13 protein-coding genes are annotated in these 12791 nt (G+C 70.3%); 6 read left to right on the forward strand and 7 right to left on the reverse strand.

The annotated features are described in order from the left end of the window. Positions 1-1876 (reverse strand): polyribonucleotide nucleotidyltransferase (locus Q0Q23_RS18570; RefSeq protein WP_295127764.1); only part of this gene is annotated, 1876 nt, incomplete at its 3' end. A 325-nt stretch (positions 1877-2201) separates the two neighbouring features. Continuing rightward, positions 2202-2969 carry a fructosamine kinase family protein gene (locus Q0Q23_RS18575; RefSeq protein ID WP_295127767.1) on the reverse strand — a complete coding sequence of 256 codons (768 nt, stop codon included), beginning with the start codon at positions 2967-2969 and terminating at the stop codon, positions 2202-2204. 46 nt (positions 2970-3015) lie between these two features. Here Q0Q23_RS18575 and Q0Q23_RS18580 point away from each other — a divergent pair, with 46 nt between their 5' ends. The 3 genes from Q0Q23_RS18580 (at position 3016) to Q0Q23_RS18590 (ending at position 6322) form a co-directional block, all read left to right on the forward strand. Next, positions 3016-4245: a GAF domain-containing protein gene (locus tag Q0Q23_RS18580; protein ID WP_295127770.1), complete on the forward strand. Its 1230-nt coding sequence runs from the start codon at positions 3016-3018 to the stop codon at positions 4243-4245. Between the two features lie 102 nt (positions 4246-4347). Next, the gene (locus tag Q0Q23_RS18585) at positions 4348-5934 is read left to right on the forward strand and encodes an aldehyde dehydrogenase family protein (RefSeq protein WP_295127773.1); all 1587 of its coding nucleotides are present in this window, start codon (positions 4348-4350) and stop codon (positions 5932-5934) included. Positions 5935-5938: 4 nt separating this feature from the next. Next, a complete protein-coding gene (locus tag Q0Q23_RS18590) occupies positions 5939-6322 on the forward strand; it encodes a DUF779 domain-containing protein (protein WP_295127776.1) in 384 nt (127 codons plus the stop codon). A 12-nt stretch (positions 6323-6334) separates the two neighbouring features. On the opposite strand, the gene Q0Q23_RS18595 is transcribed toward Q0Q23_RS18590, so the two are convergent. After that, positions 6335-6769, reverse strand: a complete 435-nt coding sequence (locus tag Q0Q23_RS18595) for a VanZ family protein (RefSeq protein ID WP_295127779.1) — start codon at positions 6767-6769, stop codon at positions 6335-6337. A gap of 18 nt (positions 6770-6787) precedes the next feature. On the opposite strand from Q0Q23_RS18595, the gene Q0Q23_RS18600 reads away from it, so the two are divergent. Continuing rightward, the gene (locus Q0Q23_RS18600; protein ID WP_295127782.1) at positions 6788-7984 is read left to right on the forward strand and encodes a low temperature requirement protein A; all 1197 of its coding nucleotides are present in this window, start codon (positions 6788-6790) and stop codon (positions 7982-7984) included. A gap of 168 nt (positions 7985-8152) precedes the next feature. Here Q0Q23_RS18600 and rpsO read toward each other — a convergent pair whose 3' ends face one another. Beyond that, entirely contained in the window at positions 8153-8422 is a 270-nt protein-coding gene (gene rpsO, locus Q0Q23_RS18605) for a 30S ribosomal protein S15 (RefSeq protein WP_055919394.1), read from the reverse strand. Positions 8423-8617: 195 nt separating this feature from the next. Further along, the gene (locus Q0Q23_RS18610) at positions 8618-9226 is read right to left on the reverse strand and encodes a TetR family transcriptional regulator (RefSeq protein ID WP_295127789.1); all 609 of its coding nucleotides are present in this window, start codon (positions 9224-9226) and stop codon (positions 8618-8620) included. Positions 9227-9314: 88 nt separating this feature from the next. Here Q0Q23_RS18610 and Q0Q23_RS18615 point away from each other — a divergent pair, with 88 nt between their 5' ends. Continuing rightward, positions 9315-10073: an SDR family NAD(P)-dependent oxidoreductase gene (locus tag Q0Q23_RS18615; protein WP_295127792.1), complete on the forward strand. Its 759-nt coding sequence runs from the start codon at positions 9315-9317 to the stop codon at positions 10071-10073. Between the two features lie 27 nt (positions 10074-10100). Here Q0Q23_RS18615 and Q0Q23_RS18620 read toward each other — a convergent pair whose 3' ends face one another. Beyond that, positions 10101-11549, reverse strand: coding sequence for a PLP-dependent aminotransferase family protein (locus Q0Q23_RS18620; RefSeq protein ID WP_295127795.1), 1449 nt, complete (start codon positions 11547-11549; stop codon positions 10101-10103). 89 nt (positions 11550-11638) lie between these two features. On the opposite strand from Q0Q23_RS18620, the gene Q0Q23_RS18625 reads away from it, so the two are divergent. Then, positions 11639-12121: a carboxymuconolactone decarboxylase family protein gene (locus Q0Q23_RS18625; RefSeq protein WP_295127799.1), complete on the forward strand. Its 483-nt coding sequence runs from the start codon at positions 11639-11641 to the stop codon at positions 12119-12121. Positions 12122-12187: 66 nt separating this feature from the next. Here the strand turns inward: Q0Q23_RS18625 and Q0Q23_RS18630 are convergent, their stop codons facing one another. Beyond that, complete coding sequence (locus tag Q0Q23_RS18630) at positions 12188-12562, reverse strand: FKBP-type peptidyl-prolyl cis-trans isomerase (protein ID WP_295127802.1); 375 nt, start codon at positions 12560-12562, stop codon at positions 12188-12190. Positions 12563-12791 lie beyond the last annotated feature (229 nt).

Here is a 12791-nt window from a genome sequence, read left to right on the forward strand (position 1 = left end):
CCTGGATCGCGTTGATCGTCTTGCCCTTCGGGCCGATCAGCTCGCCGATCTTGTCCACCGGGATCTGGACCGAGATCACGCGCGGCGCGGTCGGGGCCATCTCGTCGGGGGTGTCGATCGCGGCGTTCAGCACGCTGAGGATGGTCGTGCGAGCATCCTTCGCCTGCTTGAGCGCGCCGGCCAGCACCGACGACGGGATGCCGTCGAGCTTGGTGTCGAGCTGGATCGCGGTGACGAACTCGCTGGTGCCGGCGACCTTGAAGTCCATGTCGCCGAGCGCGTCCTCCGCGCCCAGGATGTCGGTGAGCGCCGCGTAGCGGGTCTCACCGTCGACGACGTCGGAGATCAGGCCCATCGCGATACCGGCGACCGGGGCGCGCAGCGGCACACCGGCGTTGAGCAGCGACAGGGTCGACGCGCAGACCGAGCCCATGGAGGTCGAACCGTTGGAGCCGAGAGCCTCGGACACCTGGCGGATCGCGTACGGGAACTCGTCGCGGCTGGGCAGCACCGGCACGAGCGCGCGCTCGGCCAGGAAGCCGTGCCCGATCTCGCGACGCTTCGGCGAACCGACGCGACCGGTCTCACCGGTCGAGTACGGCGGGAAGTTGTAGTGGTGCAGGTAGCGCTTCTTGGTGACGGGCGACAGCGAGTCGATCTGCTGCTCCATCTTGAGCATGTTCAGCGTGGTGACGCCCAGGATCTGGGTCTCGCCGCGCTGGAAGATCGCCGAACCGTGGACGCGCGGGATGACCTGCACCTCGGCGTCGAGCGGACGGATGTCGGTCAGGCCGCGCCCGTCGATGCGGATGCCCTCGCGCAGCACACGGCCGCGCATGACCACTTTGGACACCGACTTGTAGGCGGCGGAGAACTGCTCCAGCGTCTCCGCGGGCACGACGCCCGCCTCCACCTTCTCGGTGAGGGCGACCTTGACGCGCTCCTTGAGGGCGTCGTCGGCGTTCTGGCGCTCGATCTTGTCGGCGATCTGGTAGACGTTCACCAGCTCGTCGTAGGCCAGGCCCGCGACGTTGTCGTAGGTCTCCTGCGAGTAGGGCAGGAACACCGGGTAGTCGGCGATCGCCTTGGCGGACTGCTGCGCGAGCACGTTCTGCGCACCCACCAGCTGCCGGATGAACGGCTTGGCCGCCTCCAGGCCCTGGGCGACGACCTCCTCGTTCGGCTTGACGGCGCCGCCCTGGATGAGGTTCCAGCTGCCCTCGGTGGCCTCCGCCTCGACCATCATGATCGCGACGTCGCCCTCGGAGCCGTCGTCGTTGGTGAGGACGCGGCCGGCGACGACCAGGTCGAAAACGGCCTCCTCGAGCTGGGAGGCCTTCGGGAACGCGATCCACTGGTCTTCGTGCTGGCCGTTGCCGGGGATGAGCGCGAGGCGCACACCGGCGATCGGGCCGGAGAACGGCAGGCCGGAGATCTGGGTGGAGGCGCTGGCCGCGTTGATGGCCAGAGCGTCGTAGAACTCGTCCGGCGCGATGCTGAGGACGGTGATGACGATCTGGACCTCGTTGCGGAGGCCGTCGACGAACGACGGGCGCAGCGGGCGGTCGATCAGGCGGCAGACCAGGATCGCCTCGGTCGAGGGGCGGCCCTCACGACGGAAGAACGAGCCAGGGATCTTGCCGGCGGCGTACGAGCGCTCCTCGACGTCGACGGTCAGCGGGAAGAAGTCGAAGTTGTCCTTCGGGTGCTTGCTGGCGCTCGTCGCGCTCAGCAGCATGGTCTCCTCGTCGAGGTAGGCGGCGACGGCTCCCTGCGCCTGCTGGGCGAGGCGTCCGGTCTCGAACCGGACGGTGCGGGTGCCGAAGCGTCCATTGTCGAGGACGGCTTCGGCGAACTTGATTTCGGGACCTTCCAAGAGGTCTTTCTCCTTTGTTTAACGTCGCAGCCCCGTCTGGGCGCGACTCCACAGTGCCCACCCGCGCGGAGTGCGCGGCGGACTCGGAGCGAGCAGGCAGTTCGACACGGCTGTCCGTGTACGCGGCATCCCATGCGGGTGCGTGGGCTGAGCCCGTCTGGCCATCAGTAGAAATACACGGTTGCGTTCCCGTGCTCATCCGCACCGGGGCATCCGGATACCACCACCGAGGACCAGCTCCTGCCAGCCTGCTCCATCGGCCGGCGTTCGGCCGACCAGCAGAATCCTATCAGTCGCACCGGCCGAAGCGCCGGAATTCGGCCGATCAGAGCGCGAGAGTCGCCCGTGCGGCCTCCGCCAGCGCCTCGCCGTAGGACGGCCCGTGACCGGCGGCGTGCACGGCGAGCGGATGCAGCTGGTGCAGCGGGATGCGCTCCCGCCAGCCCGGCCGGAGCGGGCGCGCGCGGCCGTACGCCGTGAGGATGTCGTCGAGGTACGGCGCCCCGAACAGGGCGAGCATCGCCAGGTCGGTCTCCCGGTGGCCGCCGTGGGCCGCCGGGTCGATGAGGACGACGCCGTCCGGCGACCAGAGCACGTTGCCGGTCCAGAGGTCGCCGTGCAGGCGCGCGGGAGGCTCGTCGTCGTCGAACTCGCCCGCCTCGACCCGTTCGAGCGCGTCCTCCACGACGGCGCGCTGCCGCGCGCCGAGGTTCCCGGCCTGCACCGCAGGATCGAGGTAGGGACGCACACGGTCGCGCGCGTAGAACCGGCCCCAGCTCACCTCGTGCGCCACCGGAAGCGGCCGCCTGCCGATGAAGAGCGGGCCTCCCCAGCCGTCGGGCGGTGCGCCGAACGCGAGCGCGCCCGCCGCATGCGTGGCGGCGAGCGCAACTCCGAACCCACGCGCCGCGGCCGCGGTCGGCCGAGTCTGCTCCACCCGCTCCAGCTCAATTCGGCCAGGGCCGACGCCGGCGACGCGCACGACGCGGGCGCCGCCGCGCCGTGCGGCTTCGCCCAGCCAGCGCAGGCCCGCAGCCTCCGCCTCGAAGAAGTGTTCCGGCGCGTCGGGGCGTTCCTTGACGATCGTGCGCATCGTTCCACCGTACTCAGGCCGGTGCGCACCGCGTACGATACAGCGCATGGACGACGCCGTCGACGCGATCGCCGGTCACCACCCTGGCCTGCGGCCGGTGGTCGACGCCTCCTGGCGCCGCGCCGAGCAGGCGCGGCTCGACCCGGGCGTCGCCGCACCCCTGGTGCTCGACGGCCCCGGTCTCGAGGACGCGCGGCGCTCGCATCCGATCGCGGCGGCGTTGCCGGTGATCCGGCAGCTGCTGGTGCGCGACGCCGAACCGGACAGCCGGGTCGTGGTCGCCGTGGGTGACGCGCGCGGCCGGTTGCTGTGGGTGGAGGGCGACCCGGTGCTCCGGCGGAGGGCGGAGTCGATGCTCTTCGTCCCGGGGGCCGCCTGGGCGGAGGGCGACGTCGGCACGTCCGCGCCGGGCACTGCCTTGGCCATCGGCGACGGGGTGCAGATCCGCGGCGCCGAGCACTACGCGGAAGACGTGAAGCCGTGGAGCTGCACCGCCGTGCCGGTCCGCGACCCGGAATCCGGCGAGATCATCGGCGTCATCGACGTGACCGGCGGAGACCAGGTCGCGGAGGCGCACGTGCTGCCGCTGCTCGAGGCGACCGCCGCGGCCGTCGAGCGGGAGCTGCTGATCGAGCGGCTGCGCGCGGCACGCACCGCGGCCGGTCCGCACCGCGAGCGGGCCCGGCCCGCCATCGCCGCGCTGCGCGTTCTGGGACGGGACACCGGCGAACTCTCCGGCGCCGACGGGCGCAGGGGCACGCTGAGCGCACGTCACAGCGAGCTGCTGGCGCTGCTGTCGTGGCACCGCGACGGACTGTCGGCCGAACGGCTCGCCGAGCTGGTCTACGGCGACCCGTCGAGCACGGTGACGGTGCGGGCCGAGATCGTGCGGCTGCGCAAGGCGATCGCCGCGATCGCCCCCGAGCTCGGCCCGCTGGCGCGCCCCTACCGGCTGGCGGCACCGCTCGAGACCGACCTCGGCGCCGTGCTCGACCTCCAGCGCCGCGGCGCTCACCGGGCTGCGATCGCGTCCTACGGCGGCGGTCTGCTGCCCGGGTCGGACGCTCCGGGCATCGAAGAACTGCGCGACGAGGTCGTCGCGCGGCTGCGCGAGGCGCTGTTGGAGTCGGGCTCCGCCGACCTCCTGATCGCCTGGGGCGAGACCGAGCGCGGCGCCGCCGACGCGGACATCTGGCGGGCGGCGCTGCACGCGCTGCCGCCGCACTCCCCGCGACGGGCGCAGGTGGTGGCGCGGCTGCTGGCCCTCGAGTCCTGACGGCGACGGCTGCTCGCAACCGGATGCAACCTCCCGCTGCGTAGCCTCCGGGACCAGAGGCGTGCGGTGGGCGCACGCCCGTACCAGTCGAAGGAGACTCGTATGACTCTGAGCCCGGAACAGACCTCCGAGACGGCCGCCGAGAGCACGGCCACGACGGAGAAGCCGAGCGTCTACGCCCAGCCCGGAACGGCGGGATCCGTTGTGAGCTTCGCCACCCGGTACGACCACTACATCGGCGGGCGGTACGTCGCGCCGGCCGGCGGTCAGTACTTCGAAGACGTCACCCCCGTCACCGGCAGACCGTTCACCGAGATCGCCCGGGGAACGGCGGCGGATGTCGACCGCGCGGTCGACGCCGCCTGGGCGGCCTTCCCCGAGTGGAGCGCGACCTCCGTCGCCGAACGCGCGCTTCTGCTCACCCGCATCGCGGACCGGATGGAGGCCAATCTGGAGCTGCTCGCGGTCGCCGAGACCTGGGAGAACGGCAAGCCGGTTCGCGAGACCCTCGCTGCGGACATCCCGCTCGCGATCGACCACTTCCGCTACTTCGCCGGGGCGATCCGGGCTCAGGAGGGCGGCATCAGCGAGCTCGACCACGACACCATCGCGTACCACTTCCACGAGCCGCTCGGCGTGGTCGGGCAGATCATCCCCTGGAACTTCCCGATCCTGATGGCGACCTGGAAGCTCGCGCCCGCGCTGGCGGCGGGCAACTGCGTCGTCCTCAAGCCCGCGGAACAGACACCCGCCTCCATCCACATCTGGCTCGACCTCATCCGCGACCTGCTCCCGGACGGCGTCCTCAACATCGTCAACGGGTTCGGCTTCGAGGCCGGAGCGCCACTCGCATCGCACCCGCGGATCCGCAAGGTGGCGTTCACCGGGGAGACGACGACCGGCCGCCTGATCATGCAGTACGCCAGCGAGAACCTCATCCCCGTGACGCTGGAGCTCGGCGGCAAGAGCCCCAACATCTTCTTCGAGGACGTCGCCGCCGCCAAGGACTCGTTCTACGACAAGGCGCTGGAGGGCTTCTCGTTCTTCGCGCTCAACCAGGGCGAGGTGTGCACGTGCCCGTCGCGGGCGCTCGTGCAGCGGTCCATCTACGACGGCTTCGTGGCCGATGGGCTCGAGCGCGTCAAGCGGATCAAGCAGGGCAACCCGCTCGACGTGTCGACGATGATCGGCGCGCAGGCCTCCAACGACCAGTTGGAGAAGATCCTCTCGTACATGGATATCGGCAAGAAGGAGGGCGCGAAACTCCTGATCGGCGGCGAGCGCGCCGACCTCGGCGGCGACCTCGCCGGCGGCTACTACGTGCAGCCGACCGTCTTCGAAGGGAACAACTCGATGCGGATCTTCCAGGAGGAGATCTTCGGCCCGGTGCTCGCCCTCACGAGCTTCACGGATTTCGATGACGCCATCGTCACGGCGAACGACACGCTCTACGGCCTGGGGGCCGGCGTGTGGAGCCGCGACGGGTCCCGGCTGTACCGCGCAGGCCGGGCCATCGAGGCCGGTCGCGTCTGGTCGAACACCTACCACCAGTACCCGGCGCACGCGGCGTTCGGCGGCTACAAGCAGTCGGGCATCGGCCGGGAGAACCACCGGATGATGCTCGACCACTACCAGCAGACCAAGAACCTGCTGGTGTCGTACGCCGACGGCCCGATGGGCTTCTTCTAGGCCGATGGAGCGCGTGAGGTCACGCGTGGGCGTCTCGCCGGCCGCTGCGCGGATGCTGCAGCGGCTGGCGGAGCACCACGGTCCGCTCATGTTCCACCAGTCCGGCGGCTGCTGCGACGGCTCCTCGCCGATGTGCTACCCGGTCGGGATGTTCCGGCTCGGGGCTTCCGACGTGCTGCTGGGCACGTTGGAGGTCGACGGGATCGAGCCGGTGCGGGTCCACATGTCGGCGTCGCAGTTCGAGTACTGGAAGTACACCCACCTCACGATCGACCTCGTCGACGGCCGCGGCAGCGGGTTCTCTGTGGAGGCTCCCGAGGGCAAGCGCTTCCTGATCCGCTCCCGGATGCTCGACGACAGCGAGCTGGAGGCGTTCGGGCTGGCCTGACGGTCGCGGCGGCTACGAGCTGCGGGAGGGCGCCGCATCCGGGCGCGACCGGCGCCCCCCCGCGATCACCACGAGAGCGACCCCGATGATCGTCCCGAGGCTGTTCGCGACGATGTCCCTCGCGTCGCTCACGCGCGCCGGCTCGAACAGCTGGACGAACTCGATCACCAGCGACGCCGCGATGCCGAGCGAGACGGCGAGCCAGCGGCGGCCGCGGCCGAAGAGCACGGCGAGCAGCACCCCCATCGGCACGAACAGGACAATGTTGGCGGTGAACTCGACGACGTCGTAGCCGATCCAGGCGAGCAGCGGAGTCGCGGCGAACGACGCGAGCAGCCCCTCCAGGAAAGCATTGCGCTTCGGATCCCCGGGGATCGGGTTCAGCGTGATCCAGGCGACGGCGAGCAGGTAGAGCCCGGTGACGGCGAGGAGGAGGCGATGGCGCATCCTCCTATGCTTGCGCACATGAGCATCGCCTTCCGCATCCCGATGTCCGGACGCTCGACCGATGAGCAGCACCGCGTCTCCAGCCCGCTCGAACTGCTCTTCGACCTCACGTTCGTCGTCGCGATCGCCCAGGTGTCGGCGCAGCTCGCGCGCGCCGGCGAGCACGGGCACATCCTGGAGAAGCTCGGGCCCTATCTGATGGTGTTCTTCGCCATCTGGTGGGCGTGGATGAACTTCACCTGGTTCGCCTCCGCGTACGACACCGACGACGTGCCGTACCGGCTGATGACGCTGCTGCAGATGGGCGGCGTCCTGGTGCTGGCGGCCGGGGTGCCCGGTGCGTTCGAGCTCGCGGATTTCACCGCCATCATCATCGGCTACGTGATCATGCGGCTGGCGATGGTCGCCCAGTGGGTGCGGGCGGCGATCGAGCATCCGGACGGTCGAGCGACAGCGACCCGGTACGCCGTCGGCATCGCCGCCGTCCAGGTACTGTGGGTCGCGTGGGGCTTCCTCCCCGTCGGGTGGAAGCTCGGGACCTTCGTGCTCGCGGCTCTTCTGGAGCTGCTCGTGCCGGTCTGGGCCGAACGGCCGGGGATGACGTCGTGGCACCCGCACCACATCGCCGAGCGTTACGGACTGTTCACCATCATCGTGCTCGGCGAGTCGGTCTCGGCCTCGGCGATCGGCGTGCAGGGCGGGCTGGCTGCCCACGGCGTCTCACCGGCCCTGGTGGTGATCGCTGCGGCCGGGCTGGTGCTGCTCTTCGCTCTGTGGTGGCTGTACTTCCTGGAGCCCGCGGCCGAAGGCCTGCAGACGAATCGCCAGAGGTCGTTCTACTGGGGGTACGGCCACTACTTCGTGTTCGCCTCCCTGGCCGCGCTCGGTGCCGGGCTGGAGGTCGCGGTGCAGCGCGGCGCCGAACACGCGCACGTCTCGGATCTGGCCGTCGAGTACGCCGTCGCAGTGCCGGTGGCGGTGTTCCTGATCATGCTCTATCTGCTGCATGCCCCGCTGGTTCCGGAGGTCGTCATCAGGCCGCTGAAGACAGGTCTCGCCGTGCTGCTGGTGCTGGCCGCCCCGCTGGCCTCCCCCGTCATCGGCCTGGGGGGCGTGACGGTCGCGATCGCGCTGGTCGCCGGGGCGCTCGTCGCCGCCACGCTGGTCGACCGGATGGTGGCCGCACGACGCGTCACACGGAACGCCGATGGCTGAGGTCGTGCAGTGTGCATGACCTTCGTGACGAATGTCGCGATTCGTGGCACGAATCCCGTGATTCGTCACGAATGTTGCGCACACGCGAAACGGGCCGCCACCCGGAGGTGACGGCCCGTTCGCAAGAAGATCGCGGTGTCGATCGAACCCGCGTTCTCGACGCTGTCGTTATCGACGCAGCCCCAGGCGCTCGATGAGCGCACGGTAGCGGTTGATGTCGATGTCCGACAGGTAGCCGAGGAGGCGGCGACGCTGACCGACCAGGAGGAGCAGCCCACGACGCGAGTGGTGGTCGTGCTTGTGCTCCTTGAGGTGCTCGGTGAGGTCCTTGATCCGCTTGGTCAGGATGGCGACCTGAACCTCGGGGGATCCGGTGTCACCGGGGTGGGTCGCGTACTCGTCGATGATCGCCTTCTTGGTCTCTGCATCCAGTGCCATAGAGGGGATCCCCTTTCTCTCGTTGCGCGGTGCCCGGGGCCGTGTGCCTGGGCTCTCTTTATCCGCGGCCGTTGGACGGCAACCTGAAGAGTCTACCAGAGAGCCGGGCCCTCAACCGCGCCGCGGCGGGCGGGCGGGCGGGCGGGCAGCGTTCCGAACGGCTGACCCGCACGGCGCCCGCGGCCGGGACGGCGCTCAGTCCGGCAGCCCGCGCAGCACCTCGTCGAGCGCCGCGACGGCGGTCGCCGCCGGGTCGTCGTCCGTCGTCCGCGTCGCCCACCACAGCAGTGCCGAGAAGTTCGCCGAGCTGATCGCGTCCGCGAGCACCTGCGCGCGCAGCGAGTCGCTCGGCACACCCAGCCGACGGGCGATGAACTCGGCGAGGATGTCGCGGTTCGCGCCCAGCCGGGTGACGCCGAAGCCGATCAGGGTGGGATCGGAGGCCATCAGCCGCAGGCGCAGCCGGGTCGCCTCGATGTGCTCGGCGTCGAGGTCGAGCGACTCGGCCATGGCGCGCGCGATCACATCGCGTGCGGACTCGTCGGGCGGAGCGGTCTCGAGGACCCCGCGCATCCGCCCGACCACGGGCTCCAGGCCGCCCCAGACCAGGTCGGGCTTCGACGGGAAGTAGCGGAACAGTGTGCGCCGGCCGATCCCGGCGATCGCGGCGATCTCGTCCATCGTCGTCGTGTCGTAGCCGTGCTCGGCGAAGTGGCGCAGGGCGAGCAGCGCGACCCGGTCGGGGTCGACGTCGGCGGGCCGGCCGCGCCGGCGCGGGGTGGTCTCGGCTTCCAGCGAACTCATGGTCTCCATTGTGGCACTGAGTGTTATAAATACTGCGACGCTTGTTCGAGCGCCGACGATGTCATCGACAGTCAAGGAGTACAGCAGTATGAGCAGCAATGGAACCGGCCGCTTCGCCGGCAAGACCGCGATCGTCACCGGAGCGGGCTCCGGCATCGGCAAGGCGACAGCGCTCCGCCTCGCCTCCGAGGGCGCGCGGGTCGTCGCCAGCGACATCTCAGCAGAGCGACTCACCGCACTCGTCGAGGACAACCCGGGGCTCGATCTCGTGACGGTCGCGGGCGACGTCTCCAGTGCGGAGACCATCGCGGCGATCCTGGAGTCCGCGGGCGGCCGCGTCGACGCGCTCGCCAACATCGCCGGCATCATGGACGGCTTCCTCCCGGCCGCCGAAGTCGACGACGCCACCTGGGACCGCGTGTTCACGGTCAACGTCACCGCCATCATGCGCCTGAGCCGCGCCGTTCTCCCGCTCATGATCGAGGCCGGGAGCGGTGCGATCGTCAACGTGTCGTCGGAGGCCGGGATCCGCGGGTCCGCCGCCGGTGCGGCCTACACCGCCTCCAAGCACGCCGTGATCGGACTCACCAAGAGCACGAGCGTGTTCTACGCGCCGAACGGCATCCGGACCAACGCCGTCGCACCCGGCGGCGTGGTCACGAACGTCGACGGCTCCTTCAAGTCGCAGCTGGCCGGCGAGCGTCTCGGCCCGATCATGCAGACCAACGTGCCGCCGGTGGCCGAGCCGGAGCAACTCGCCGCGGCGATCACCTGGCTGCTGAGCGACGACTCGGCCAACATCTCCGGTGTCGTGCTCGCCTCCGACGGCGGCTGGTCCGCGATCTGACGACCTCCGGTCCGAGGCGGTCGGCGGCTATCCGCTGTGGGTGCGGCCGACCGCCTCCGCCAACAGCCGCATGCCGTCGGGGATGTCGTCTGCGGCGATCGAGCCGAATCCCAGCAGCAGGCCCTCCCAGCCCGGCGTCAGCGCGAAACGCGGCAGCGGCTGGACGGCCACCCCGGCGATCGCCGCAGCCTCCGCCACCCGGGTGGAGTCGAACAGCTCGCGATCGCGGGGCAGCAGCGCCAGGTGCAGCCCTGCCGCCGAGGGCACGACATCCAGCCGGCCACCCAGCAGGGCCGCCGCCTCCGCACCGACCCGCGCGTGCCGCTCCTCGTACGCGCGGCTCGCCCTGCGCACGTGCGACGCGAACGCACCGGAGTCGAGCAGGCTCGCCATCGCGGTCTGCGTGACGACGTCGTTGTGCCAGTCGGTCAGCCGTTTGGCGCTCCGCAGCGCGGGCACCAGAGACGGTGGCGCCACCACGAACCCGAGACGAAGACCGGGGAGCATCGTCTTGGAGAAGGTCCCGACATAGACGACGCGGCCGTCGCCGTCGAGCCGCTGCAACGGATCGAGCGCGCGGGCGCCGAAGCGGAACTCGCTGTCGTAGTCGTCCTCGATCACGACGGCGTCGTGGCTGCGCGCCCAGTCGAGCAGCGCCATGCGCCGCTCCAGCGACAGCACTCCCCCGAGCGGGAACTGGTGCGACGGCGTCACGTACACCAACCGCGCGGGCGGCAGCCGGTCGACCAGCAGGCCGTGCTCGTCGACCGGCACCGGCACCACCCGGGCGCCGAGCTGCTCCAGCAGCTGCCGCACCGGCGGGTAGCCGGGATCCTCCACGGCGACCGTGTCGCCCGGCCGCAGCAGCGTGCGACCGAGCAGGTCGAACGCCTGCTGCGCCCCGCTCGTGACCACGACGCTGTCGGGAGTCGCCACGACCGACCGTGACAGCCCGAGGTGACGTGCGATACCGGCGCGCAGGCGCTCGAGACCGGACGGATCGGCGTAGTGCGCGCGGCGCAGGGCGGGCCCGCGCAACGCCGCGGCCACGCTGCGACGCCAGGCGTCGCCCGGGAAGAGCGCGGGATCCGGTGACCCGACGCTGAAGTCGTACGCGATGGCGCGAGGCTCCGACCAGAGCGGGTCCGGCAGACCCCGCCACGCGGGCGCCGGGAGCGCAGCACCTCCGCTGCGGGAGGCCGAGGCTGCGCGCGCCGAAGCTGCCGCGGCCACGGCCGCAGGGAGCGCGACGAAGGTGCCGGACCCGACACGGGCCACCAGGTAGCCCTCGGCGGTCAGACGCTCGTAGGCGGTCGACACGGTGCTGCGCGAGACGCCGAGCCGCGCCGCGAGCTCGCGCGTCGCCGGCAACCGCTCGCCGCGGCGCAACCGGCCGTCGAGGACGGCGTCGCGCAGGTGCCGGTACACGCGCTCGGCGCGGTCGCCCCTGCCGTCGATCGCGACATGGATCTCCACGGCGCGCCTCCCGCCCGTCACGAATGGTCTGATCAGAACCGCACGAATTGGAGCTTACAACACACCAATAGCGCCTCTACGGTGGAGCCATGACCGACACCGCAGAACACGCCACCGCCACCGGGCACGCCCCGACCGAACGCCTCCAGCTCTCCGCCGTCGCCCCCGAGGGCTACCGCAAGGTGATCAACCTCGACGGCTACGTGGGCAACGCCGTCGAAGCACCGCTGGGCGACCTGATCAAACTCCGCGCCTCCCAGATCAACGGCTGCACCTACTGCGTCGACATGCACTCCGTCGACCTCACCGACAGCGGCTACCCGCTGCGGAAAGCGTTCGCCGTCTCCGCCTGGCGCGAATCACCGTGGTTCAGCCATCGCGAACGCGTCGCCCTCGAGCTCACCGAAGCGGTCACCCTCATCCACCAGGGCGGCGTGAGCGACGACCTCTACGAGCGTGCCGTCACCGAATTCGGCGAAGAAGGCTACGCCGACCTGATCCTCGCGATCGGCACGATCAACATCTGGAACCGGATCGCCATCCCCACCCACATGCAGCCGCCCGCTCTCTGAACACGCCGCAACGCCGGAAGGGCACGCATCCAACGGATACGTGCCCTTCTGAGTGAGGAACCGACCTCAGCTGACGCCGAGCAGGTCGATCACGAAGATCAAGGTCTTGCCCGACAGCGGGTGACCGCCACCAGCAGGGCCGTACGCGAGCGCCGGCGGAACCGTGAGCTTGCGACGGCCGCCGACCTTCATGCCGGGAATGCCGTCCTGCCAGCCCTTGATCAGGTTGTTGAGCGGGAAGTTGATGGACTGACCCCGGCTCCACGACGAATCGAACTCCTCGCCGGACTCGTACTCGACGCCCAGATAGTGCACGTCGACCTTCGAACCGGGGAGGGCCTCCGGACCGGAGCCCTCGACGATGTCGACGATCTCGAGCGACGTGGGAGCCGGGCCCTCGGGGGCGTCGACTTCGGGCTTCTCGTTGGTGTTCTCTGCCATGAGACCATCCAACCGTCGCGGACGGCTTGCGTCAAAAGCCTTGCGCTCCCGCCGAGCCTGAGGCAGGCTATACGCATAACTCGACGACCCGGGAGCGTTGCAGGCATCGCCGCACCACCGGGCGTCGAGTCTTTTAAGCGCCGGAAGGCGCTTCGCTTTCCTTTAGCCCTCGGCGTTTATTGTCGGTGCTTGCCGAAGTGGAGACTCCCAGCCCCGCTGAGGCGCTTCG

Source organism: uncultured Leifsonia sp., assembly GCF_945957465.1.
Taxonomy (GTDB): Bacteria; Actinomycetota; Actinomycetes; order Actinomycetales; family Microbacteriaceae; genus Leifsonia.

Bases quoted from the DNA above. Each gene is read 5' to 3' on its own strand.
- Q0Q23_RS18575 (WP_295127767.1), bottom strand. From the start codon at position 2,969: ATGCGCACGATCGTCAAGGAACGCCCCGACGCGCCGGAACACTTCTTC.
- Q0Q23_RS18580 (WP_295127770.1), top strand. From the start codon at position 3,016: ATGGACGACGCCGTCGACGCGATCGCCGGTCACCACCCTGGCCTGCGG.
- Q0Q23_RS18585 (WP_295127773.1), top strand. From the start codon at position 4,348: ATGACTCTGAGCCCGGAACAGACCTCCGAGACGGCCGCCGAGAGCACG.
- Q0Q23_RS18590 (WP_295127776.1), top strand. From the start codon at position 5,939: ATGGAGCGCGTGAGGTCACGCGTGGGCGTCTCGCCGGCCGCTGCGCGG.
- Q0Q23_RS18595 (WP_295127779.1), bottom strand. From the start codon at position 6,769: ATGCGCCATCGCCTCCTCCTCGCCGTCACCGGGCTCTACCTGCTCGCC.
- Q0Q23_RS18600 (WP_295127782.1), top strand. From the start codon at position 6,788: ATGAGCATCGCCTTCCGCATCCCGATGTCCGGACGCTCGACCGATGAG.
- rpsO (WP_055919394.1), bottom strand. From the start codon at position 8,422: ATGGCACTGGATGCAGAGACCAAGAAGGCGATCATCGACGAGTACGCG.
- Q0Q23_RS18610 (WP_295127789.1), bottom strand. From the start codon at position 9,226: ATGAGTTCGCTGGAAGCCGAGACCACCCCGCGCCGGCGCGGCCGGCCC.
- Q0Q23_RS18615 (WP_295127792.1), top strand. From the start codon at position 9,315: ATGAGCAGCAATGGAACCGGCCGCTTCGCCGGCAAGACCGCGATCGTC.
- Q0Q23_RS18625 (WP_295127799.1), top strand. From the start codon at position 11,639: ATGACCGACACCGCAGAACACGCCACCGCCACCGGGCACGCCCCGACC.
- Q0Q23_RS18630 (WP_295127802.1), bottom strand. From the start codon at position 12,562: ATGGCAGAGAACACCAACGAGAAGCCCGAAGTCGACGCCCCCGAGGGC.